Consider the following 23817-nt stretch of genomic DNA (forward strand, 5'->3'; position numbering starts at 1 on the left):
TTTCTTTCAATTATCAGCTTTTTTAGCACTTTCTTGGTTCGCGGTGAACATTGTTGCTTTTGCCTAGCTGATGCATTTTGCGTTTTAAAGCTGATTGTTCCGTTCAGTTGCCTTGTTTTTCAGAAGTAGTCCGCTTTATTGCAAGTAATAACGAATATGACCAAGGCGTATAAAGGCTCGGCGAATGGTGCAAAACGAAACTTCAGCCACTGCAACTCAGGTTGAACCATTAAAAATACAAGACATCAAAGTCATTGATAACGTTAAACTGAAAAAAGCTATTACCGCTGCGGCGCTTGGCAACGCGATGGAATGGTTTGATTTCGGTGTTTATGGTTTTGTGGCCTATGCCTTGGGGCAGGTGTTTTTTCCCAATGCGGCACCCGGCATTCAGACCATTGCCGCATTGGCAACATTTTCGGTACCATTTCTTGTCCGCCCACTCGGCGGACTATTTTTCGGGGTGATGGGTGATCGCTTCGGACGTCAAAAAGTCTTGTCGCTAACGATTATCATCATGGCCGCGAGTACATTTTGTATCGGCCTTATCCCGTCCTATGCAACCATTGGCATCTGGGCACCTGTCTTGCTGCTTGTGTGCAAGCTCGTTCAGGGTTTCTCCGTTGGTGGCGAATATACAGGTGCTGCCATTTTCGTGGCGGAATATGCACCAGATCGCAGACGCGGATTCCTTGGCAGCTGGCTCGACTTTGGGTCGATCGCTGGTTTTGTGATGGGTGCCGGACTTGTTGTGTTTCTAAGCACAATGATGGGCGAGGCTTCATTTTTGGATTGGGGATGGCGTCTGCCGTTCTATCTGGCTGCGCCACTTGGGCTGATCGGGCTTTATCTTCGCCACGCGGCGGAAGAAACGCCAGCCTTCACCCAGCAGCTTGAGCGTATGGAGAAGGAAGACAAAGACGCGATTGAAGATCGTCCGCGCATATCTTTCAAAGAGATCGTTCGCAACTATTGGAAGTCATTGTCCGTATGCGTCGGCATGGTGCTTGTAACCAACGTCACCTACTACATGCTGTTGACTTATATGCCGACTTACCTGTCGCAAAGTCTTGGATATTCTGAAGATCACGGCGTTCTGATCATTATTGTTGTGATGATAGGAATGCTGTTTGTGCAGCCGGTTGTTGGCTTCTTCAGCGACCGTTTTGGTCGGAGGCCATTTCTGCTTATTGGTAGTTTGGGTTTGTTGTTTCTGTCCTTGCCCGCGTTTCATCTCGTTACGAGCGGTAACACGCCACAGATTTTTGCGGGCTTGCTCGTCTTAGCGGTTTTCCTGAACTGTTTGACTGGTGTTATGGCATCAACCTTGCCTGCTTTGTTCCCAGCAAGAATACGCTACAGCGCATTGGCGAGCGCGTTCAATATCTCGATCATTATCGCGGGCTTGACGCCGACACTGGCCGCCTGGTTGGTGGAAGCAACCGACAGCCTTTATGTGCCAGCCTATTATCTGATGATAGCTTCGGTCGTTGGTCTGATAACGGCGTTCTTTCTGCCCGAAACAGCCAATAAGCCGCTTCGTGGCGATACGCCGAGTGCGTCGAATAAGTCTGAAGCAAAGCTGCTGCTTCAAGAGGCCTATGATCATATTGAAGAACGCGTTGAAGATATTGACGAAAAGATCGCATCTCTCGAAGGCGATATAGAAGCGCTGAGAATACGCAGGCAATCTCTGGTGGATCGTCATCCGAAGCTGAACTGATGCGCAAAACAAAAATGCCGGGCAAAGCCCGGCATTTTTTATCTCGTAACTGTTGAGTTTTAGTTAGCCGGTGCGGGTTGAGCTGGTGCTGGATCAGCTGGTTTTTCCGCTTCACCAGCAGCTGGTGCTGCTTCGCCTTCAGGCTTTGCTTCGCCACCTGTAGCAGGCGCTGCGTCAGCAGTTGGAAGCGGTGCAGGATTGTCGGCAAGGGTGCGCAGGAACGCAATCAGATCAGCGCGTTCATTGTCCTTTTTGTCGCCAGCAAAACCCATGGCCGTGCCTTTGATGTAGCCTTTTGGCGAGGTGAGGAACTTGTTGAGATGTTCATAATCCCATTTGTTTCCTTCCGCACCGAAAGCCTTCATGGCAGCGGAATAGCCAAAGCCATCAACTGATGCGGCTGGGCGGTCCACTACATCCCAAAGATGCGGGCCAACCTTGTTGGCTCCACCTTTTTCAGATGTGTGACAGGCAGCACAACGCTTGAAAACTGTCTCGCCGCGCGCAGGATCAGCAGATTGCATAAGAACAGCAATCGACACTTCTTCCTTGGCTGGAGCTGCTTCGCCGCCTGTTGAAGCCTCTGCTGCTTCAATTATGAAACCTGGTTTTTCAGGTGCAGGTGCATGAAACAACGTATCGGACAGAATGCCGGTTGTCATGACAACAAAAACTGCGGCTAGAAAAGCCATGATAAACTTGTTCGTCCGGGTTGAATTCATCGCCGGTCAGCGCTCCCTCTACTCAACGCCTCCAAAGGCCGGCATGCAAAACCTATGTGTAAGTCTGGCAAGTCTCTCCCCGGCATTGGGCGGAAACTAGGTCTTTTACCGGGGGGGTGCAACACTTATAAGGTCTGCTACCCCCGTGACTTTTTGACACTTTTGCTGCAATGGGTGGGTAGATAAATGTCAAAAGAAGGCGCAAGAAGACCTTTCCGGCTAAACCACACATGACGAGACGATCATGCTTCAGACTTTGAAAACACTGACACTCATTCCGGCGCGCATGGCCTCAGTTCGCCTGCCAAACAAGCCTCTTGCGGATATTTGCGGCAAGCCGATGATCGTGCATGTGGCAGACAGGGCTGTGGCAGCAAAGCTTGGCCGCACGGTGGTAGCGACAGACAGTGAAGAGGTTTTTGCCGCCGTTCAGGCACATGGGCATGAGGTCATTATGACGCGCAGTGATCATGAGTCGGGTTCGGACCGAATTTATGAAGCGCTGCAAAAAGTCGATCCGAATGGCGAGATCGAAGCAGTGGTCAATGTGCAGGGCGACTTGCCGACAATCGATCCAGAAACAATCCGCCGCTCTTTGCTGCCACTGGTTGATGGCTCTGCCGATATTGCAACGCTCGGCGTAGAGATCACTCTCGATGAGGAAAAGATCAATCCCAACGTGGTGAAGATCGTCGGCTCACCAATGAATGGCGGCGAGCGTTTGCGTGCGCTTTATTTCACGCGCGCGACCGCCCCTTATGGCGATGGTCCGCTGTATCACCACATCGGTCTTTATGCCTATCGCCGTGCGGCGCTTGAGCGTTTTGTGAAGATTGGCCCATCTGTGCTTGAAAAACGAGAAAAGCTTGAGCAATTGCGCGCCCTTGAAGACGGAATGCGCATAGAAGCAGAGATTGTCCGCACCGTTCCGCTTGGCGTTGATACGCAGGCTGATCTTGACCGGGCACGGGAAATTATCGCAAAGGGTTTGTGATAAATAAGCTTCGATTGTTGCGGAGCATTTGAGAAAGTACGGACACGATGAAGACCAACCGGATTTCCTTTCAGGGTGAAGCGGGCGCCAATTCCGATACGGCTTGCCGCAACATGTTTCCCGATATGGAGCCTTTGCCGTGCCCGACTTTTGAAGATGCGTTCAACGCGGTTGAAAGCGGTGCTGCCGATCTTGCGATGATTCCCATCGAGAACACGCTTGCTGGTCGCGTTGCCGATATTCACTATCTGCTGCCGCTGGCTGATATTCATATCGTCGGCGAATATTTCCTGCCGATCCATTTTCAGTTGATGGTGCTTCCGGGCGTAAAACGCGAAGAGATCAAAACGGTTCACAGCCATGTTCATGCGCTGGGTCAGTGCCGCAAAGTCATTCGGGAAAACGGCTGGAAGCCGGTGATCGCAGGCGACACGGCAGGTGCTGCACGTCTTGTTGCAGATATGCAGGACCGCTCGATGGCGGCCCTTGCGCCACGCTTAGCGTCTGAACTTTATGGCCTCGATATTCTGGAAGAGAATGTTGAAGACGCAGAAGACAACGTGACCCGTTTCGTTGTTCTGTCAAAGACCAAGAAATGGGAACCACGTCCCGAAAAGGACGAGCGCATTATCACGACCTTCGTATTCCGCGTGCGCAACGTCCCTGCGGCCCTTTACAAAGCAATGGGCGGTTTTGCGACCAATGGCGTCAACATGACCAAGCTGGAAAGCTATCAGGTTGGTGGACGTTTCATTGCCACGCAGTTTTATGCGGATATTGAAGGCCATCCGGAAGACCGTAACGTGCAGCTTGCTTTGGAAGAACTGGCGTTTTTCTCAAAGGAAGTACGCATTCTTGGCGTCTATAAGGGCAGCGATATTCGCGGCACACAATTGCTGGCGGCGGAGTAACCCGCATTTCCAGCGAAAGTGGGAACCGGTTTCGCGTAGGAGAATGAGCGAAAATAATTAGAGCGGCGTAGCCGCTCTAACCCTCTGCCCAGGCTCTGATCAAATGGGTTGCGATGGCACCGCTTGCCGGTACACGCAGCCCATTTTCATGTGTGCCTGCGAGCATGGCACGCACTTCTGACTTATCGAACCAGCGACCATCTTCAAGTTCTGAATGATCAATAGTGAAGTCGTCGGATAGCACTTCGGCATGACAGCCAATCATCAGTGAATAGGGGAACGGCCATGGCTGGCTTGCGTGATAGCCAACGCGACCGATTGCCAAGCCCATTTCCTCAAAGCTTTCGCGACGAACTGCTGCTTCAATTGTTTCGCCATGCTCGATAAAGCCCGCAAGGCAAGAATAAGAACCAGCAGTAAAATGCGCGCTGCGTGCGAGAATGCATTTTTCGCCGCGAACCGGCAGCATGATCGCCACCGGATCAGTGCGCGGAAAATGCTCAGTGCTGCAATTGGGGCAAACGCGCTTTGCACCACCGGCGCGCATTTCGCTTTTGGTGCCGCAACGTCCACAATAGCGATGATTGCTGTGCCATGCGGTTAGTGCTTCAGCCTGTGCCAGCGCACCAACAATATCCGAAGGAACCAGTCCTTCCATATAAATGCTGCGATAATCCTGCACGCGGTAAGGCTGCTCGATTGCATCCGGATCAAGCGGTGCCATCAGTGCAACAATCGGCGCACCATCCTGTAAGCCCAGCAGAATAGGCTCATGCAAATCTGGCGAGAAAGCCTGTACTTCAGTGAGCGAGTACAGGGCGCGGGGTTCCTGTTCTTCCGTGTAATCAAGCAGAAGCTTGTTGCCGCCCAGAACCAACACGCGGGTTTCCGGCAATGCCAATGCTGTGAAAGCAGAATCGTCCTGTCGTTTTTCGGATAGGCGGTCAATGCGGTTGCCTGCAAAGCCGACGAGGCGGCTCGGCTCAATTTCCGGCAGGTCGTAAAGGCGAAAAGCCATGATGTTCTCGGGAAATGTTTGGAAGGGGATCAGAGTGCTGCGCGAATGTCTTCGATCAGCTTGTGGGCTTCGTCATCGCTATAAGGCTCGCGTGTGCCATGCCCCCAGACAGGTCCGGGCCAGCCAGCGTCGCCTTCATTGCGCGCAATCACATGCATATGCAATTGCCGAACCATATTGCCCAAAGCGCCGGTATTGATTTTGAGACAATTGGTGGCGCTTTTAAGAGCCTGCGAAACGATTGCCGCTTCAAAGGTCAGCATAGTCTGATCAAGCGGTGTGAGGTCGTGTATCTCGGATAATTTAGCACGTCGCGGCACAAGTATCAGCCATGGCCAGCGCTTGTCATTCATCAAGCGCAGTTCGCAAAGGCCAAGCTTGGCTACTGAAAAAGTGTCGGCATCAAGCCGTTTATCGAGTTCAAACTGTTCCATAGAATAATTCTTATCAGTTTTTTTGTCTCTGCGCTTGCTTTTTGCTTGGTAATTGACGATATGCAGCGTGGGAGGTTGGTGGTGGACGAGCCACTCGCCAACCGGGTCAGGTCCGGAAGGAAGCAGCCCCAACGAGCACGGCACGGGTCATCGTGCCAGCCTCCCACCTTTCTAAAACGATCATGGCTGTTGATGGTTGATAAGCCATCGCCAAAGCCACTTTCGTCTCTGGTCCAAACTGTTTAGAGTTTGTTGATCGGAACAAGCGAACAGAGAACGGAAGGGTCGCAATGGACACAAAATCCGAAACTGGCGCTTATCGCGTTCTCGCCCGCAAATATCGCCCCCAGAATTTCAATGATCTGATCGGCCAGGAGCCGATGGTCCGCACGCTGAAAAACGCGTTCGAGACTGGCCGTATTGCGCAGGCATGGATGCTGACTGGTGTTCGCGGTGTGGGCAAAACTACGACGGCACGTATTCTGGCGCGTGCGCTCAATTACAAGACCGATACTGTCGATCAGCCGTCGATTGATCTCTCCGTAATGGGTGAGCATTGTCAGGCGATCATGGAAGGCCGCCATGTCGATGTGATCGAGATGGATGCGGCCTCGCATACGGGTATCGACGATATTCGCGAAATCATCGAGCAGGTGCGCTATCGCCCTGTGTCGGCGCGGTACAAAGTCTACATCATCGACGAAGTTCACATGCTGTCCAATCAGGCCTTCAACGGCCTGCTGAAGACGCTTGAAGAGCCGCCGCCGCATGTAAAATTCATCTTTGCGACCACCGAAATTCGCAAAGTGCCCATCACGGTTCTGTCGCGCTGTCAGCGTTTTGACCTTCGCCGTATCGAATCGGGCACGTTGGCTGCACACCTGCGCCGTATTGCGGAATCAGAAGCGATCGAAGTCGATGACACATCGCTTGCGATGATTGCGCGTGCGGGCGAAGGCTCGGCACGCGATTCGCTTTCGATTTTCGATCAGGCGATTGCGCATGGTGCAGGGCATGTCTCAGCAGAGGCTGTGCGTTCAATGCTCGGCCTTGCCGACCGTGCGCGCATCATCGATCTGTTTGAGATGATTATGCGTGGTGATGTGGCCGGTGCGCTGACCGAGTTCCGCGCGCAATATGATGTTGGTGCTGATCCATCAGTCGTGCTGACGGACCTCGCCGATTTCAATCATCTGGTAACGCGTCTGCGCTTTACGCCGGATGTGGCTGAAGATGTGTCGCTCTCGGAAGATGAGCGCGTACGTGGCCGCGACTTCTCGCAAAAACTGTCCGTGCGTGTGCTTTCGCGTACGTGGCAGATGCTGCTCAAGGGCATTGCGGAAGTGGATACGGCAACGCGGCCTGTGCAGGCGGCGGAAATGCTGCTGATCCGTCTCGCGCACGCAGCCGACCTGCCAACGCTGGATGAAGCCTTGCGTGGCTTGGAAAATGGATCAGTGTCAGCACCACGTCCTCAGCCGTCAGGTGGCGCACGCTCCAATGGCAGCTCACAGCCGGAAGCGCGCAGCAGTGTTGATGCAGTTGCCGCCTCAACCATGATGCCTGCGTCGGGTGGTCCTGCAACTGCCATGCGTCTCGTTGAATCGCCGCCGCAGCCTATTCAGCCCGTTGCGCCCCAGCAGTTTGTCGATAATACACCGCAACCTTCGGTTCAAATTAACAGCCTCAACGATATTGTTTCCCTGGCTGATAAGTTCCGCGACATGCAGTTCAAGATTCTGGTCAAGAACTGTGTGCGCATGTCGTCTATTGCAGCAGGACGGCTGGAAATCGGCTTGACGGACGATGCGCCAAAATCACTGCCAAGCGATATTGCGCAACGTCTTTTGAACTGGACGAGCATTCGCTGGGTGGTGAGCGTTGTGCGCGATGTTTCGGGACAAACCGTTGCCGAAGCTGAAACCGAGCGTCGCGATAATCTTGTAACCGATGCGCGTGCTGATCCCGATGTTGCTGCAATTCTGGCGGCTTTTCCCGGCGCAAAGATCACAGATGTCCGCATTGCCGTTGCAGAACAGAGCGACGATGACGATATAGACCTTGATACGATTGAAGACGTGCCCGGCGCGCCTTCTGACGATGACTGAATTTTAGAGCGCATCCCGAAAAGTGCGAAGTGGTTTTCGGATTAAGATGCGCGTTCAAAAAATGATGGAGTGAACCCATGCGTGACATGATGGGCATGATGAAACAGGCGAAGGAATTGCAGGCCAAAATGAAGGCCATGCAGGACGAGATCGCTGATCTTGAAGCAACCGCTTCTTCGGGTGGCGGTCTTGTTACCGTTACGCTTTCCGGCAAGGGCACTTTATCGTCTCTCAAGATCGATCCTTCGATGATGAAGGAAGAAGATACCGAAATCCTCGAAGACCTGATCATCGCAGCTCATAATGATGCCAAGGCGAAGCTCGAAGCTGAAATGGCTGAAAAGACCCAGTCTCTGACCGCCGGTCTGCCAATTCCTCCGGGCTTCAAGCTGCCATTTTAAAACTGTTCGGGGAGCGTTTCAGCTCCCCTTTTTATCTCCTTATGACTCCCTAACTTTTTAAAGCAGCATGTCAAAACGTATCGCCGGTCCTGAAATTGAACGTCTGATCCAGCTTCTGGCGCGAGTGCCGGGATTGGGACCACGTTCTGCACGTCGTGCGGCTTTGCACCTGATCAAGAAGAAAGAGGCGCTTCTTGTGCCGCTTGGCGGTGCCATGCAAGAGGCGGCTGAAAAAGTACGCATCTGCTCGTGCTGCGGTAATGTCGATACATCTGATCCCTGCACGATCTGCACTGATGATCGCCGCGACCCAGCAATCCTGATTGTCGTCGAAGACGTGTCCGATCTCTGGGCGCTCGAACGCGCTGGCACCATGAATGTGCGTTATCATGTGCTGGGTGGGCGATTGTCGCCATTGGATGGCATCGGGCCTGATGATCTTAACATCAAGGGACTGGTCGAACGTGTGGCCTCAGGCGACGTCAAAGAAGTGATTCTTGCAGTCAATGCGACTGTCGAAGGTCAAACCACCGCGCATTACATCACCGATCAGCTGACAAATTTTGAAGTTCGTGTCACGCGGCTTGCCCATGGTGTGCCAGTGGGTGGTGAGCTTGATTATCTTGATGAAGGAACGCTTGCGGCGGCTCTGCGGGCGCGAACAGCACTCTGACACGCTATTTGGGAGACGCTTATGAAGGCTGGATTCTGGAAACAAGGCCTGACAACGGCTCTTTGTCTCGCTGCATCGCTGTTCGTAACATCTTCTTTTGCCGCTCCTTCCAAAGCGCAGATCGAAAGTCAGTATCGCAACTGGATTGAAAAAGACCTTTGGCCGGAGGCAAAAGCCGCCGGCGTTTCACGCCCTGTTTTTGAGCAGGCCTTCGCAGGCGTTAGCATTAACTGGAAACTGCCGGATTTGGTTATCCCCGGCGAAAAGCCAACGGGACCAAAAGAGCAGAAACAGGCCGAATTCGGTGCTCCGGGTAAATATTTCAACGATAAGACCGTTGGTAGCGTCACCAATGGCGGCAAGGCACGGCTTGGTCAGAATGCAAGCCTGCTCAAAAGCATTGAGCAGCAATATGGCGTGCCGGGCCGGATTGTGGTTGCCATTTGGGGGCGCGAGTCTGGCTTTGGCACGGTAAAAATTCCTTACAATGCCTTTGAAGTGCTAGGCACCAAAGCCTTCATGGCAACCCGCAAGGATATGTTCCGCAAGGAGCTGATTGCAGCGCTTGAGATTACATCGCGCGGTTACATTGCCAATGGCGCGATGAAAAGCTCGTGGGCGGGCGCTCTGGGCCAGCCGCAATTCATGCCAACATCCTATCTCAAACATGCTGTTGATTTTGATGGCGACGGCAAGCGCGACATCTGGAACTCTGTGCCGGATACACTGGCATCAATCGCCAATTATCTCAAAATCCACGGCTGGCAGGCAGGGCGCGACTGGGGCTATGAGGTCAATGTGCCTCAGAATATCTCGTGCTCGCTTGAAGGGCCTGATCAAGGCAAGACGTTTGCTGAGTGGTCAAAGCTTGGCATCACTCGCACAAACGGCAAGGCATTTCCGGCCAATGAAATGCGCGGCGAGGGCTTTTTACTGATGCCCGCTGGTCGCTATGGTCCGGCCTTTATCGTGACACCGAATTTCTACGTCATCAAAGATTACAATATGAGCGATCTTTATGCGCTCTTCATTGGCCATATTGGGGACCGTATCGCCTATGGCGCTGGCGATTTTCAAACCCAATGGGGCAACGTCGGCACCATGTATCGCTCTGACATTCTGGCGATGCAAAAGCGCATGCAGGCGCAAGGTTATGATATCGGCAAGGCGGATGGACTGCCGGGTTTCAAAACGCGTCGTTCGATTGGTCTCTGGCAGTCCAAAAATGGAATGGCACCAACATGCTTTACCCAGCCTGAACTGGTAAAGTCCATTCGCTAAAATCTGCGCCGGAGCGAGATAATCGCTCCGGCGCAAAGCATTTAAGCCGCCTTCGTCAGCATACCGTGCGGGTCGAGCACGAATTTCTTTGCCACGCCCTGATCAAAGCTTTCATAGCCTTGCGGCGCATCTTCGAGCGAAATCACCTGCGCATTGACGATATCTGCAATGTTCAGACGTCCATGCAGGATGGCCTGCATGAGCTGACGGTTATATTTAACCACCGGCGTCTGGCCCGTGTGGAAAGATTGAGCCTTTGCCCAGCCAAGACCAAAGCGCAGCGAGAGACTTCCCTGCTTAGCGGCACTGTCAACGGCACCCGGATCTTCCGTCACATACAACCCCGGAATGCCGATAGACCCTGCGGGGCGAGTGATTTCCATCATCTGGTTGAGAACAATGGCCGGTTGCTCGCCGCCGCTATGGCCGCGTGCTTCAAAGCCCACCGCGTCGATAGCACTGTCCACTTCATTGCTACCGGTCACTTCGGCAATCATGTCTCCAAGGCGGTCGCTGGCCGAAAGATCAATCGGCTCGAAGCCGACCTTGCGGGCGTGTTCCAGCCGCTCTTTGTTGAAATCACCCACCATAACGACTGCAGCACCCAAAATGCGGGCAGAGGCGGCAGCAGCAAGCCCGACTGGCCCAGCGCCAGCCACATAGACAATCGAGCCGACACCAACGCCCGCTTTCACCGCGCCATGAAAGCCGGTGGGTAGAATATCCGACAGCATGGTCAGGTCGCGGATTTTTTCAATGGCCTGTTCCCGGTCTGGGAATTTCAGCAGATTGAAATCGGCATAAGGCACCATGACATAGCGCGCCTGCCCACCGATCCAGCCGCCCATATCGACATAGCCATAAGCACCGCCTGCGCGTGCCGGATTGACCGTCAGGCACACGCCGGTGTCTTGCGATTTGCAGCAGCGGCAGCGCCCACAGGCGACGTTGAACGGCACGGAAACAATGTCGCCGACTTCGAGCATTTCGACATCGCTGCCTTTTTCGATCACTTCGCCAGTGATTTCATGGCCAAGCACAAGCCCCGGCATCGCGCTGGTACGGCCACGCACCATGTGCTGATCAGAGCCGCAAATATTGGTTGTGATGACTTTTAGAATGACGGCGTGATCAAGCTTGCGCCCATCAGGAGCGCTCAACACTGGATCATCAATGTCACGAACTTCCACTTTACCCGGGCGCATATACACAACGCCTCTATTCCTGCTCATGTCTACCTCCTCCAGATTGACGTGCGGATCGGTCCCGATCCGCACATGTTGGGCCGGGATGTGCGGGGATATACCCGTGGGTGAAGCCTACAGCGGTTACCGGTCGGGAAGTTGTCCTGTGCGCGACATGTCCGGTTCGCTCGTCAGCATGTCGGCGAAAGATTTGAGCGCTTTCGTCTGATAGCGATCATTGTGCGAAAGCATCAGAAACTGGCGTTGTGGCAGTGCAAAATCCGCTTTGACCAACGTTCCCGCCGCAAGATGCGGGGCTGCGACCAGTTCCGAAATTGCAGTGACGTAATTGCCGGATAAAACCGCCGAGCAAATAGCCTCATTGGAAGGCAGTTCAAGTGCAATGTTCAGACGCGCGGGATTATAGCCCGCGACGCGCGCTGCATCTTCGAACACGCTGCGTGTCCCTGATCCATGTTCACGCAATATCCATTGGCCGGTAAACAATGAATCCCAAGTGAGTTTTCCGGCATCGTGCCATTGATGATCTGGCTTTGTGACGACGATCAGCTTGTCGGTGCCTACCTTGCGAAGCGAAAGGGCAGGAGCCTGAACAGCACCTTCCACAAGGCCTACATCAGCCAAGCCGGCCTCAGTCGATTGTGTCACGCTTTCGGTGTTGCCAAGCGTCAGGCGGACATCAATCATAGGGTAGGCCGCGTGAAACTGTGCCAGATAAGGCGGTAGCCAATAGCTCGCAATCGTTTGGCTTGCATGGATGGAAAGAATACCACGTTTGCCGCCGCCAAGCTCGGATAGCATACGTTCTGCGGATTGCGCCCGCGCCAGTGTCGCTCGCGCTTCATCGAGAAACATGCGGCCATCGCCGGTTAGCTCTATACGCCGCCCGATCCGGTTGAAAAGCATCGCACCATAGCGATCTTCAAGCGTACGAATGGCCGAACTCACCGCCGATGGCGTGAGATTGAGTGCCTCCGACGCACGTGTGAGGTGCTCGCGCTCGGCTACTTCGATGAAAATGCGTAGTTGTTCCAGTGTCATAGCTTTAATCGTTCGATTTTATCGAATGAATTATGCCATATTATGCGATGGAATGAACAGAAGAAAAAGCGCATCAGATTGGAAAATCTTTCTCCTGCAATGAATGCCTGTTCCAATGACCACTGCAACCGTCACCAAATTCCAGAACATTCTCCCCGGACTAGCACTTAGTCTGGCGGTATCGGCAGTCGCGGTCAGCTTGGAAAAAGTCGAGGAACATTATACCGGCAAAGCATGGCTCGAAGCCTTGGTACTTGCAATTCTTCTCGGAACAACCGTTCGCACCATTTTCCGCCCGGGTAAGCAATTTGCCAAAGGCATCAGCTTTTCAGCAAAGCTATTGCTGGAAATTGCCGTGGTGTTGCTTGGCGCGTCGATCAGTGCAAGTGCAGTGATTGATGCTGGACCGGGCCTTATCCTCGGCATTGCCTGTGTGGTGGTAATGGCTATTACCTTCAGCTATGGCATTGGGCGGCTGTTAAAGCTGCCGCATCGCATGGCCATTCTCGTTGCTTGCGGCAATTCTATCTGCGGCAACTCGGCGATTGCGGCGACGGCTCCCGTCATAGGTGCAGATAGCGAAGACGTCGCCGCCTCCATAGCGTTTACCGCCATTCTGGGCGTGGTTGTCGTGTTGCTGCTGCCGCTTTTGGTGCCACTGCTTGGAATGTCTTTTACGCAATATGGCGTTTTGGCGGGACTGACCGTCTATGCCGTGCCGCAGGTGCTGGCTGCAACCGCTCCTGTAGCTGCAATCAGCGTTCAGCTTGGTACATTAGTCAAGCTGGTGCGTGTGCTGATGCTGGGTCCGGTTATTCTGGCGCTTTCCGTAGTGGCTGGTAACAAGGACGCCGAAGTAAAACCCGGCTTTCTGCAACTCGTGCCATGGTTCATTATCGGCTTTCTGGGCATGATGGCACTGCGCTCGCTGCACCTCATTCCTGAAACCATTCTCCCAATCATCCAGTTTTCATCCACGGCATTGACTATCATTTCAATGGCGGCTTTGGGGCTTGGTGTCGATGTGCGCTCGGTCGCGTCTGCTGGTGGGCGCGTTACGCTTGCAGCTATCCTGTCGCTGCTGGTTCTTGGCGCGATCAGCCTTGGCCTGATCCATTTGCTTGGTGTTGTTTGACTTTCCGTTTGCGCGGATTTTTCATTCAAAAATCCGCTTGATCCTCTAGTCACTAGAGATGTTACGAAGCTTTAAATTCGTAACAGGAATGTTGAAATGGATCGGAACTACCTCAAAGAAACGTCACTTCTCGACTTTAGCTCAGGATCAATTCAGGAGCTGATGACCTCAAGGGCTTGGTTTGATCTCAATAGCTTTGAGAGGGTTGGTGCGGCGTACGACTTTGTGCGTGATGAGATCGTGTTCGGATATAACAGCAGCGACAACATCACGGCATCTGCCGTGCTGGCCGATGGCTATGGCCAGTGCAACACGAAAGGCACTCTGTTGATGGCTTTGTTGCGCGGCCTTGGCATTCCCTGCCGTCTGCATGGCTTCACGATCCATAAAGACCTCCAACGTGGTGTCGTGCCGGAACTTGCCTATGCACTTGCGCCTGACAGCATTTTACACAGCTGGATTGAAATCTGGCACAATGGGCGATGGATCAACCTCGAGGGCTTCATTCTGGATCGCCCTTTTCTGCAGGCTTTGCAAAATAGGTTCGGGCGCGATGGTGAAAGCCTTTGCGGATATGGCGCTGGAACAGACTGCCTGTCCTCTCCGCAAGTCGACTGGACTGGCGAAGACACCTACATACAACGCACCGGAATAAATGCTGATCTTGGCTTGTTCGATACGCCAGACGACTTTTACACGCTGCATAAGCAAAAATTCGGCTGGCTGCGCGGACTGATCTATCGACATATTGTCCGGCATTGGATGAATGCACGAGTGAAGCGGATCAGATAGGGAAAGATACCCGAATTGCCAAAGCGGCAAAATCGCATGGTCATGCATCGAGCATTTGAGAATGGTTTGAGCAAAGAAAAAGCCCACCAAATGGCGGGCTTTCTCGTATTTAGTGAAGTGTCGAAAACTTAGTTGTTTTCCGACTTCTTCATTGCTGCAGCGAGAATGTCGCCGAGCGAAGCGCCTGAGTCGGTCGAACCGTACTGAGCAACTGCTTCTTTTTCTTCAGCGATTTCCAGAGCCTTGATGGAGACCTGCAGCTTGCGGGTCTTCTTGTCGAAGGCGATGACGCGAGCGTCAACTTTCTGGCCAACGGTGAAGCGTTCTGGACGCTGTTCGTCACGATCACGCGACAGATCCGAACGCTTGATGAAGCTATCGAGATCGTGGTCAACGAGACGGACTTCAAGGCCACCATCGGTAACAGCTGTGACTTCACAGGTTACAACGGCGTTCTTGCGCAGATCACCCGAAGCTGCTGCTTCGCCGACCTTGTCGCCGGAAAGCTGCTTGATGCCGAGCGAGATACGTTCCTTTTCGATGTCAACGTCGAGAACAACGGCCTTAACAACTTCGCCCTTGTTGTATTCTTCGATGACCTGTTCGCCTGGACGGTTCCAGTCGAGATCGGAAAGGTGAACCATGCCGTCAACGTCGCCGTCGAGACCAATGAACAGGCCGAATTCGGTCTTGTTCTTGACTTCGCCTTCAACGATTGTGCCCTGTGGGTACTTGTCAGCAAAGGTCGTCCATGGGTTGTCGAGAGTCTGCTTGAGACCAAGCGAGATACGGCGCTTAACCGGATCAACTTCGAGCACAACAACTTCGACTTCCTGCGTGGTCGACAGGATCTTGCCTGGGTGTACGTTCTTCTTGGTCCACGACATTTCTGAAACGTGGATCAGACCTTCGATACCTGGCTCGATTTCGACAAATGCGCCGTAATCGGTGATGTTGGTTACAGTACCGGTGATCTTTTTGCCGATCGGGTACTTCGCACCAATGCCATCCCAAGGATCGTTCTCGAGCTGCTTCATGCCGAGCGAGATACGATGTGTATCCTGGTTGATACGGATGATCTGCACCTTGACCGACTGGCCAATTGTGAGGATTTCCGAAGGATGGTTGACGCGGCGCCATGCCATGTCGGTAACGTGCAGAAGGCCGTCAATGCCGCCGAGGTCAACGAACGCACCGTAATCGGTGATGTTCTTGACAACGCCGTCAACAACCTGACCTTCTTCAAGGTTCTGAACGATTTCCGAACGCTGTTCCGCACGGCTTTCTTCAAGAACGGTACGACGCGAAACAACGATGTTGCCGCGACGCTTGTCCATCTTGAGGATTTCGAAAGGCTGTGGGACGTGCATAAGTGGGGTAACGTCGCGGATCGGACGAATGTCGACCTGCGAACGTGGAAGGAACGCAACTGCGCCGTCCAGATCAACGGTGAAGCCACCCTTAACCTGGTTAAAGATGACGCCGTCGACGCGTTCGCTGTTTGCGAACTTCTGCTCGAGCTTGCCCCAGCTTTCTTCACGACGTGCTTTTTCGCGCGACAGAACAGCTTCGCCGAGTGCGTTTTCGATGCGCTCAACATAAACTTCAACTTCGTCGCCCGGCTTCATCGAGCCGTCTTTGCCCTTCGCGCCGAATTCCTTCAGCGGTACGCGACCTTCGACCTTGAGGCCAGCATCGATGATTGCCATGTCTTTTTCGATGGCAACGATGCGACCCTTTACAACATAACCTTCTGCAAGGTCATTGTTGGCAAAGGATTCAGCCAGCAGCGATTCGAAGTCTGCGAGGGAGGGATTGAATTCAGACATAAATACTCCTGATGCATCCGGTATAAAACAACATCGGATGCGGCGCCGGGGGTTAGAGTTGCGTTAGGCCTGTCCTTCGGCTCCGTCTCTTAGAGACAACCGGCGCGTGGAACGCGAAGTCAGGTTATAAGTTTGGGTGAGCCCTATATAGGAACAAAACCCGGATTATTCAGCGTTTCAGAGGCATTATTCTATCAGAAAGTTGTAAAACTGTCCCGATATTATGCCTTGTGCTGCGCAAGAGCATGATCAATCAGCTTTTTCGCAGCCAGAAATGCCGCTTCTATACTCATTTTGCTCGTATCTAGCAAGTGCGCGTCTTCGGCAGGCTTAAGGGGCGAATCCGTGCGGTTCATGTCGCGCTCGTCGCGCTTTTTGAGATCAGCGAGAATATCATCAAAATCCGCTGTGCCGCCTTTGGCGATAATCTCGTCAAAGCGACGCTGGGCGCGGACTTCTGGCGATGCCGTTACAAAGAGCTTTATTTGCGCTTGCGGGCAGACCACCGTTCCAATGTCCCGCCCGTCAAGAACACTTGAAGGCAATGCATTGGCAAAACTGAGCTGTGCTTCAACAAGCGCACGGCGCACGGCAGGCATGACAGCCACTTTCGATGCTGCTTCACCAATGGTGTGCGCTGAAAGCACAGCCTTATCCATGTCGTGCAGATTAAGATTGAGCGCCACATCCGCAGCTATCGCTTCATCATCAAGCGGCAGTCCCTGATCAAGTAGGGCTTTCGCGACTGCACGATAGGTCAATCCGGTATCAAGGTGTGGCATGCCGTAATGAATGGCAATGCGCCGGGCAAGGGTCCCCTTGCCCGAGGCTGCTGGTCCGTCGATGGCTACGACGAAACTTGTCATTGCTTCTCGCTGACTTCGATTTTCGCACCAAGGCCGGGCATCATGGTCATGAATTCCGGAAATGAAGTGGCGATCATCGTACTGTCATCAACCGTGACCGGCTTTTCCGCGGCCAGACCCATGACGAGGAAGCTCATCGCAATGCGGTGATCAAGGTGGGTTGCAACCGTGCCGCCGCCAAGGCCTTTGCCGTCTGGACGACCGCGAACCGTCAGCGACATTTCGCCTTCGGTGCAATCAACGCCATTGGCCTCAAGGCCACGAGCGACCGCTGCAAGACGATCTGATTCTTTGACGCGCAGCTCATCAAGGCCATCCATGACGGTTTCGCCTTCTGCAAAGGAGGCTGCAATCGCTAGAACCGGATATTCATCGATCATCGACGGTGCACGTTCCGGCGGAACGACAACGCCCTTGAGCTTCGATGATTTCACACGAAGATCAGCAACATCTTCACCACCGGCAAGACGCGGATTGATGATTTCAATGTCAGCACCCATTTCCTGCAAGGTGAGAATGAGCCCGGTACGGGTCGGGTTCATCAGAACATTGAGAATGGTGACGTCCGAGCCTTCAACCAGCAGAGCGGCAACAAGCGGGAAGGCGGTTGAGGACGGATCGCCCGGCACATCGATGGTCTGACCGGTCAGTTTGCCCTGTCCGACGATACGGATATGGCGCACGCCGTCCTTGTCAGTCTCAACCGTGAGATCAGCGCCAAAGCCTTGCAGCATTTTTTCGGTGTGATCGCGCGTCATGACCGGCTCGATGACTGTTGTAACGCCGGGTGTGTTAAGCCCTGCCAGCAGCACGGCGGACTTCACCTGCGCGGATGCCATTGGCACACGATAGCTGATCGGGTTTGCAGTCTTTGGACCAGTGAGTGTGAGCGGCAGGCGGTCGCCTTCGGCGGCCTTTACCTGAACGCCCATCTCGCGCAGCGGATTGAGCACACGGCCCATCGGACGCGAGGTCAGTGATGCGTCACCGATAAAGGTTGTGGTCATGTCGTATGTACCGACAAGACCCATGGTGAGGCGGGCACCAGTTCCGGCATTGCCGAAATCAAGCGGCGCTTCCGGCTGTAAAAGACAGCCATTGCCGACACCATTGATGATCCAGATATCGCCGTCTTTGCGAATCTTGGCACCCATGGCCTGCATAGCGCGGCCTGTATTGATAACGTCTTCACCTTCGAGCAGACCTGTGATGCGGGTTTCGCCCGCAGCAAGACCACCGAACATGAAGGAACGATGCGATATGGATTTGTCACCCGGAATGCGTATTTCGCCCGTCAAAGCCTCTGAACGGCGGGCGGTTGCAGGTTTCGGGGTAGCGGAATGGGACATGGATTCTTCACTGTCTCATTTTGGCGTTATTCACGCTGGATTAATCAAAGCGGCAGCTTCGTAACACAGGAACAAGGCTTGGTCATCCGCCAATGCATATTTTCAGGTGTTGTAAACGCGCAGAATGAGTCTTTGGCTTTGACAAAAGCTGCAAATTACGTTTATGCACCAAACAACACCGCCAAAATTAGATCAGAGGCGCGTCTTCCGCCTTCTCCCGACTGATTGACGGTTGAGGAGTCTGATGGCGAGCTGAATGCATGCATGCGTCGCAAGCGCGACGGGGAAATCAACTCACGAGGCTAAACGTGTCAAAAGCTGAACTTGGAACCAAGCGCATCGATCCGGAAACGGGTAAGAAATTTTACGATCTCAATCGCGATCCGATTGTTTCGCCTTACAGCGGCATTTCCTATCCACGGTCGTATTTTGAAGCGACTGTAGCGGAAAGCCGTGCGGCTGAGCAGGAAGAAGAAGCGGAAGAAGTCGATACCGCACTCGAAAAGCCAGAATTCGTTTCCCTTGAGGATGCGGACGATGAAGCCAAGGGCGGCGAAGATCTTCCGGATCTGGATGATGATGTCGATCTCGGCGATGACGACGATGACACCTTCCTCGAAGAAGAAGAAGACGAAGACGACGACGTTTCGGGCATTCTCGGCGGCGGCGTCGGGGATGACGACGAAGAAGTCTAATCTTCTGATATCGAGATAGATTGAAACAAGGCGGCTCATTGAGCCGCCTCGTTGCTTTTACGGCATGGTGGATGGCATTTGGATAATCGGCAAATTATTTTTGGCCGATGCGATAAGAGTTGCGATTTAGCTCTTGATCTTCTTCCAAACGCCATTTAAGAAGCCGCCACACCGGACAGAAATTTCTGTCTGGCCCACCTCGCAAGAGGTCTGATGGGGCCATAGCTCAGCTGGGAGAGCGCTTGCATGGCATGCAAGAGGTCAGCGGTTCGATCCCGCTTGGCTCCACCAAAATTTCCGATGAAATCAGCGCCTTAAATAGCTTTTCTTGCCTCGATCATCGATGCAATATTTTCCACCGCGTGGACCTGTGCAAAACAAGCCGTCGCGGCACGAGCATTCGTTGCTCGATGAAGATTGCATGTTCGATTGAGCAGGATTGATTAAACCGGCTGCATCCCCAACTGCTCCCATTGCGGCCTGACACGATTTTTTGCTGCCGCTGACTGAGCCATCATTGCAGATGAAAATATCGCCGCGGCAATGCGATATGCCACCTTTGCTGCCACTGCATGGTGTGTTCGCTGCCTGCGACGGTGCAATTATTGAAATTTGCAAACCGATGATTATCAGTTTGATGACCCAGCCCATTATCCGCATAAGTGCTGATATTAGCGGGTGTTGAATTGCGTGCAACTGATTAAGATCAGGAAAAGCATAGACGCCAAGTCGAGTCTCTTTTAGAGACTTCTATGGAGCTGGGTGGGGAGAACATCTCAGCTCACATAATTCTGGGAGGAATGATGAATAAGACTGTTTCCGCTAATGATCGTCCGCTGTGGCAACCTGATGCAAATCGCATTGCAGCGAGCGGGCTTGAACATTTTCGCGTGCAGGCAGAGGAGTGCGCAGGGCGGAAGCTTGCAGATTATCAGGCGTTGCATCGCTGGTCGATCGAAGATCGCGCTGCATTCTGGACGTTGATCTGGGATTTCTGTGATGTCATTGGCGAGCGCGGTGATACGGCGTTGATCGATAGTGGCCACATGCGCGAGGCAAAATTCTTCCCGGACGCAAAGCTTAATTTCGCAGAAAATCTTCTTCGTCATAAGGGCGAGGGCGAAGCAATCATCTTTCGCGGCGAAGACAAGGTCGAGCGCCGTCTGACATGGGATGATCTGCATGCGCTGGTCTCAAAACTTCAGCAATTCATGCTTGCAGAAGGTGTAAAACCCGGTGACCGCATTGCAGGCATGATGCCTAATATGCCCGAAGCAATCGCACTGATGCTGGCAGCAGCGTCTATCGGTGCGGTTTGGTCTTCGTGCTCGCCAGATTTCGGTTCACAGGGCGTTTTGGATCGGTTTGGCCAGATTGAGCCAAAACTGTTCTTCGCCTGCGACGGCTATTGGTACAATGGCAAGCGCATCGATGTGAGCGAGAAGATTGCCGAAGTGACGGCGAAACTTCCAACCAGCAAGCGCACGGTCATCGTGACCTATCTGGGGGAAGCTGAAACTGTTGCAGCCAAAGCTGCAAATGGCATTGCGTTGGATGCAGCCCTTGCATCATTTGCTGCAAAAGACGTCGCGTTCGCGCGACTGCCATTCGATCACCCGCTGTATATTCTGTTTTCATCGGGCACGACGGGCATTCCGAAATGCATTGTTCACCGGGCTGGTGGTGTGCTGTTGCAGCACCTCAAAGAACATCGTCTGCATGCAGATATTCACGACGGCGATCGCTTATTCTATTTCACGACCTGTGGCTGGATGATGTGGAACTGGCTGGCATCCGGCATTGCGTCCGGCGCAACGCTTCTGCTTTATGATGGCTCACCATTCTATCCCGATGGCAATGTGCTGTTTGACTATGCGTCAGCAGAAAAAATGACCTATTTCGGCACGTCTGCAAAATTCATTGATGCGGTGCTGAAAGCCGGGCTGAACCCGCGCGAAACCCATGATCTGTCTGCTTTGCGTACGGTTTCATCGACTGGCTCGCCGCTATCGCCGGAAGGCTTTGCTTTCGTCTATGAAGCGATCAAGCCAGATGTGCATCTGGCCTCCATTTCCGGCGGTACTGATATCGTCTCCTGTTTCGTGCTGGGTGTTCCGACAGAGCCCGTCTGGCAGGGCGAAATTCAGGGCGCTGGTCTTGGCATGGCGGTCGATGTCTGGGGCGATGATGGTAAGCCGATGCGCGGTGAGAAAGGCGAGCTGGTCTGCACGAAGGCTTTCCCCTGTATGCCTTTGGAGTTCTGGAACGATCCCGAAGGCGCCAAATATCAGGCTGCCTATTTTGACCGCTTTGACAATATCTGGTGCCATGGCGATTTCGCTGAATGGACCGAACATGATGGCATCGTGATTCACGGTCGTTCAGATGCGACACTTAATCCGGGCGGTGTGCGTATCGGTACGGCGGAAATCTACAATCAGGTTGAGCAGATGGCAGAAGTGGCTGAAGCGCTTTGCATCGGGCAGGATTGGGACAATGACGTGCGCGTGGTGCTTTTTGTGAGGCTTGCTGAGAGCGTCTCGCTCGATGATGATCTAAAAGCGCGTATCAAGACCAAAATCCGCACCGGTGCAACGCCGCGCCATGTGCCAGCGAAGATCGTTGCTGTCAGTGATATTCCACGCACCAAGTCAGGCAAGATTGTTGAACTTGCCGTGCGCGACATTGTGCATGGGCGCGAGGTGAAAAATCGCGAGGCGCTGGCAAATCCGGAAGCCTTGGAACTTTATCGCGATCTTGTTGATCTCGCTTAGGTTCAGTCTCCTGTTAAGCCTGCCTTTCGTGTGCCGCTATATGGAGCATTTTCGCTTGTTCTGATGACCAGTTCAAAAGAACTCAGATGATTAGGAATGGGAATAAACCTAGCCGATTATGGTGGGGGTATTTCTGTTGTAGTTGCAGGCAGTTGAACGCTTGCAATCGCAAGCGGGAAATGCATTCTTATTACATCATGAAAGCTCGCTCCCGTTCCTGAGCATGATTCCGAAAGTGCGAGAGTAATTTCGGATAATATTATGGCTCAGATGCCCTTATGGGTGGTGTGGCGTGCTTTTGGATTGACCCTTTAAAATCGTATGATTGAAATAAAAGGGAGGGCCCGGCAAACCGGCGGCGCAAAGACGCTGCAATTTGACCGGTATGGGTTGTCTGAGGTCATCGGGAAAACGAGACCTCGCAAAGGAGAAAAAGAATGAACCTCAAGCTTCTTTCCAGCGTAGCTTTTGCCGCTACACTTGGCTTCGCCGGTACTGCTTATGCGGACATCACCGTCGGTGTTGTTGCACCGCTCACAGGTCCGGTTGCTGCTTATGGCGATCAGGTCAAGAAGGGTGCGGAAACCGCCGTTGAAGTCATCAATGCAAAGGGCGGCATCAAGGGTGAAAAGATCGTTCTGAAATTTGCTGACGATGCCGGCGAACCAAAGCAGGGCGTTTCGGCTGCTAACCAGTTGGTTGGTGACGGCGTCAAGTTTGTCGTTGGTCCGGTTACAACTGGCGTTGCAATTCCGGTGTCCGATGTTTTCGCTGAAAACGGCGTCCTCATGGTTACGCCAACGGCGACTGGTCCTGACCTCACCGCTCGCGGTCTGGAAACAGTGTTCCGTACTTGCGGTCGTGACGACCAGCAGGCTGACGTTATGGCCGATTACTTCATCAAGAACATGAAGGATAAGAAAGTCGCTATCGTTCATGATAAGGGCGCTTACGGCAAGGGACTGGCAGATTCGTTTAAGGCTGCAATCAACAAAGACGGCGTTACGGAAGTTCAGTATGATTCCGTCACGCCAGGCGACAAGGATTTCAGCGCCCTCGTATCCAAGCTGAAGGCTGCTGGCACCGAAGTCGTTTACTTCGGCGGTTATCATGGTGAAGGCGGTCTTCTGGCGCGTCAGCTTCATGATGCAGGTCTGAATGCGCTGATCCTTGGCGGTGAAGGTCTTTCCAATACTGAATTCTGGGCAATTGGCCAGAAGAATGCTGAAGGCACGCTCTTCACTAACGCTGTTGATGCAACCAAGAACCCAGCTTCCAAGGAAGCCGTCGATGCATTGACTGCAAAGAACATTCCGGTTGAAGCATTCACCATGAATGCATACGCCGCTGTTCAGGTTCTCGCAGATGGCATCGAACGCGCTGGGACAACAGATGATGCTGCAGCCGTGGCAAAAGTCCTTCGCGATGGTCAGCCAATCGAAACTGTTATTGGCAAGCTGACCTATGGCGAAACGGGCGATCTTTCGTCGCCAAGCTTTGATGTGTTTAAATGGGAAGACGGCAAGATCGTCGGTCTTGACTGATAAATTTGTGATGATTGCATATTCTGAATTTATCAGAATATAGCAGTTATAAATTAAGAATAAAAACGCCGATATTTTTATCGGCGTGTTTTTATTGCTATAATATAATGATCTAAAATTAATTCATTTCATAATTTATTATTGTAATTATTCATACTAGGAGTAATCTATGCGAATTATTACTTATTTTAATACCATTTTTCATAATGGGGTATTTTAGTAATACGTTTTTTGTTTCCATGTGCAGATGTTTTTGAAATTGTATGGTCTCGCTTTATCTACAGCATTTGTAAAACGGTAAGCTTCGGTTAACCATGCTGGT

At 52.8% G+C, this 23817-nt stretch carries 21 protein-coding genes, 1 tRNA gene and 1 other RNA gene; 15 read left to right on the top strand and 8 right to left on the bottom strand.

Going from position 1 to position 23817, the window contains the following annotated elements; genetic code table 11:
• Window positions 1-184: 184 nt before the first annotated feature.
• Window positions 185-1723, top strand: a complete 1539-nt coding sequence (gene proP / locus WH356_RS05625) for a glycine betaine/L-proline transporter ProP (RefSeq protein WP_339509204.1) — start codon at window positions 185-187, stop codon at window positions 1721-1723.
• 59 nt (window positions 1724-1782) lie between these two features.
• Here the strand turns inward: proP and WH356_RS05630 are convergent, their stop codons facing one another.
• Window positions 1783-2445, bottom strand: a complete 663-nt coding sequence (locus WH356_RS05630; RefSeq protein WP_339509205.1) for a c-type cytochrome — start codon at window positions 2443-2445, stop codon at window positions 1783-1785.
• A 244-nt stretch (window positions 2446-2689) separates the two neighbouring features.
• Here WH356_RS05630 and WH356_RS05635 point away from each other — a divergent pair, with 244 nt between their 5' ends.
• Both WH356_RS05635 and WH356_RS05640 read left to right on the top strand, forming a co-directional pair.
• Window positions 2690-3439, top strand: a complete 750-nt coding sequence (locus tag WH356_RS05635; RefSeq protein WP_339509206.1) for a 3-deoxy-manno-octulosonate cytidylyltransferase — start codon at window positions 2690-2692, stop codon at window positions 3437-3439.
• Between the two features lie 47 nt (window positions 3440-3486).
• Complete coding sequence (locus tag WH356_RS05640) at window positions 3487-4350, top strand: prephenate dehydratase (protein WP_250039317.1); 864 nt, start codon at window positions 3487-3489, stop codon at window positions 4348-4350.
• Between the two features lie 76 nt (window positions 4351-4426).
• On the opposite strand, the gene nudC is transcribed toward WH356_RS05640, so the two are convergent.
• Both nudC and WH356_RS05650 read right to left on the bottom strand, forming a co-directional pair.
• On the bottom strand, window positions 4427-5368 hold the full coding sequence (gene nudC / locus WH356_RS05645) for an NAD(+) diphosphatase (protein ID WP_339509207.1): 942 nt from the start codon (window positions 5366-5368) through the stop codon (window positions 4427-4429).
• 29 nt (window positions 5369-5397) lie between these two features.
• Window positions 5398-5802 (bottom strand): HIT family protein, encoded by a 405-nt coding sequence (locus tag WH356_RS05650; RefSeq protein ID WP_339509208.1) that lies wholly within the window; start codon window positions 5800-5802, stop codon window positions 5398-5400.
• Window positions 5803-5872: 70 nt separating this feature from the next.
• Here WH356_RS05650 and ffs point away from each other — a divergent pair.
• The 5 genes from ffs (at window position 5873) to WH356_RS05675 (ending at window position 10265) form a co-directional block, all read left to right on the top strand.
• An RNA gene (ffs, locus tag WH356_RS05655) (signal recognition particle sRNA small type) lies at window positions 5873-5969 on the top strand.
• Between the two features lie 39 nt (window positions 5970-6008).
• Window positions 6009-7910 (top strand): DNA polymerase III subunit gamma/tau, encoded by a 1902-nt coding sequence (locus tag WH356_RS05660; protein WP_339509513.1) that lies wholly within the window; start codon window positions 6009-6011, stop codon window positions 7908-7910.
• 77 nt (window positions 7911-7987) lie between these two features.
• Entirely contained in the window at window positions 7988-8311 is a 324-nt protein-coding gene (locus WH356_RS05665) for a YbaB/EbfC family nucleoid-associated protein (protein ID WP_094506038.1), read from the top strand.
• Window positions 8312-8378: 67 nt separating this feature from the next.
• Window positions 8379-8984, top strand: a complete 606-nt coding sequence (gene recR, locus WH356_RS05670; protein WP_339509210.1) for a recombination mediator RecR — start codon at window positions 8379-8381, stop codon at window positions 8982-8984.
• 21 nt (window positions 8985-9005) lie between these two features.
• The gene (locus WH356_RS05675; RefSeq protein ID WP_339509212.1) at window positions 9006-10265 is read left to right on the top strand and encodes a lytic murein transglycosylase; all 1260 of its coding nucleotides are present in this window, start codon (window positions 9006-9008) and stop codon (window positions 10263-10265) included.
• Window positions 10266-10306: 41 nt separating this feature from the next.
• Here WH356_RS05675 and fdhA read toward each other — a convergent pair whose 3' ends face one another.
• Both fdhA and WH356_RS05685 read right to left on the bottom strand, forming a co-directional pair.
• On the bottom strand, window positions 10307-11497 hold the full coding sequence (fdhA, locus tag WH356_RS05680; RefSeq protein ID WP_339509214.1) for a formaldehyde dehydrogenase, glutathione-independent: 1191 nt from the start codon (window positions 11495-11497) through the stop codon (window positions 10307-10309).
• Between the two features lie 96 nt (window positions 11498-11593).
• Window positions 11594-12511, bottom strand: a complete 918-nt coding sequence (locus tag WH356_RS05685; protein WP_339509216.1) for a LysR family transcriptional regulator — start codon at window positions 12509-12511, stop codon at window positions 11594-11596.
• A gap of 115 nt (window positions 12512-12626) precedes the next feature.
• On the opposite strand from WH356_RS05685, the gene WH356_RS05690 reads away from it, so the two are divergent.
• A complete protein-coding gene (locus WH356_RS05690) occupies window positions 12627-13646 on the top strand; it encodes a YeiH family protein (RefSeq protein ID WP_339509218.1) in 1020 nt (339 codons plus the stop codon).
• A 96-nt stretch (window positions 13647-13742) separates the two neighbouring features.
• Complete coding sequence (locus tag WH356_RS05695; RefSeq protein ID WP_339509219.1) at window positions 13743-14438, top strand: transglutaminase-like domain-containing protein; 696 nt, start codon at window positions 13743-13745, stop codon at window positions 14436-14438.
• Between the two features lie 128 nt (window positions 14439-14566).
• Here the strand turns inward: WH356_RS05695 and rpsA are convergent, their stop codons facing one another.
• The 3 genes from rpsA to aroA form a co-directional block, all read right to left on the bottom strand.
• Complete coding sequence (gene rpsA / locus WH356_RS05700; RefSeq protein WP_339509220.1) at window positions 14567-16267, bottom strand: 30S ribosomal protein S1; 1701 nt, start codon at window positions 16265-16267, stop codon at window positions 14567-14569.
• 221 nt (window positions 16268-16488) lie between these two features.
• Window positions 16489-17133 carry a (d)CMP kinase gene (gene cmk / locus WH356_RS05705; RefSeq protein ID WP_339509221.1) on the bottom strand — a complete coding sequence of 215 codons (645 nt, stop codon included), beginning with the start codon at window positions 17131-17133 and terminating at the stop codon, window positions 16489-16491.
• On the bottom strand, window positions 17130-18482 hold the full coding sequence (aroA, locus tag WH356_RS05710; RefSeq protein WP_339509222.1) for a 3-phosphoshikimate 1-carboxyvinyltransferase: 1353 nt from the start codon (window positions 18480-18482) through the stop codon (window positions 17130-17132). The genes cmk and aroA overlap by 4 nt, the downstream gene beginning before the upstream one ends.
• Between aroA and WH356_RS05715 the strand changes: the two genes are divergently transcribed.
• The 5 genes from WH356_RS05715 (at window position 18474) to WH356_RS05735 (ending at window position 23495) form a co-directional block, all read left to right on the top strand.
• Window positions 18474-18707 (top strand): hypothetical protein, encoded by a 234-nt coding sequence (locus tag WH356_RS05715; protein WP_339509223.1) that lies wholly within the window; start codon window positions 18474-18476, stop codon window positions 18705-18707. The genes aroA and WH356_RS05715 overlap by 9 nt on opposite strands.
• Window positions 18708-18790: 83 nt before the next feature.
• A complete protein-coding gene (locus WH356_RS05720; RefSeq protein ID WP_339509225.1) occupies window positions 18791-19177 on the top strand; it encodes a TIGR02300 family protein in 387 nt (128 codons plus the stop codon).
• A 215-nt stretch (window positions 19178-19392) separates the two neighbouring features.
• Window positions 19393-19468: transfer RNA gene (locus WH356_RS05725), tRNA-Ala, on the top strand.
• Between the two features lie 509 nt (window positions 19469-19977).
• Window positions 19978-21951 (top strand): acetoacetate--CoA ligase, encoded by a 1974-nt coding sequence (locus WH356_RS05730; protein ID WP_339509227.1) that lies wholly within the window; start codon window positions 19978-19980, stop codon window positions 21949-21951.
• A gap of 437 nt (window positions 21952-22388) precedes the next feature.
• Complete coding sequence (locus WH356_RS05735) at window positions 22389-23495, top strand: branched-chain amino acid ABC transporter substrate-binding protein (protein WP_339509228.1); 1107 nt, start codon at window positions 22389-22391, stop codon at window positions 23493-23495.
• Window positions 23496-23817: the final 322 nt, after the last annotated feature.

Origin of the sequence: Ochrobactrum sp. MYb379, assembly GCF_037479515.1 — a bacterium.
Taxonomy (GTDB): domain Bacteria; phylum Pseudomonadota; class Alphaproteobacteria; order Rhizobiales; family Rhizobiaceae; genus Brucella.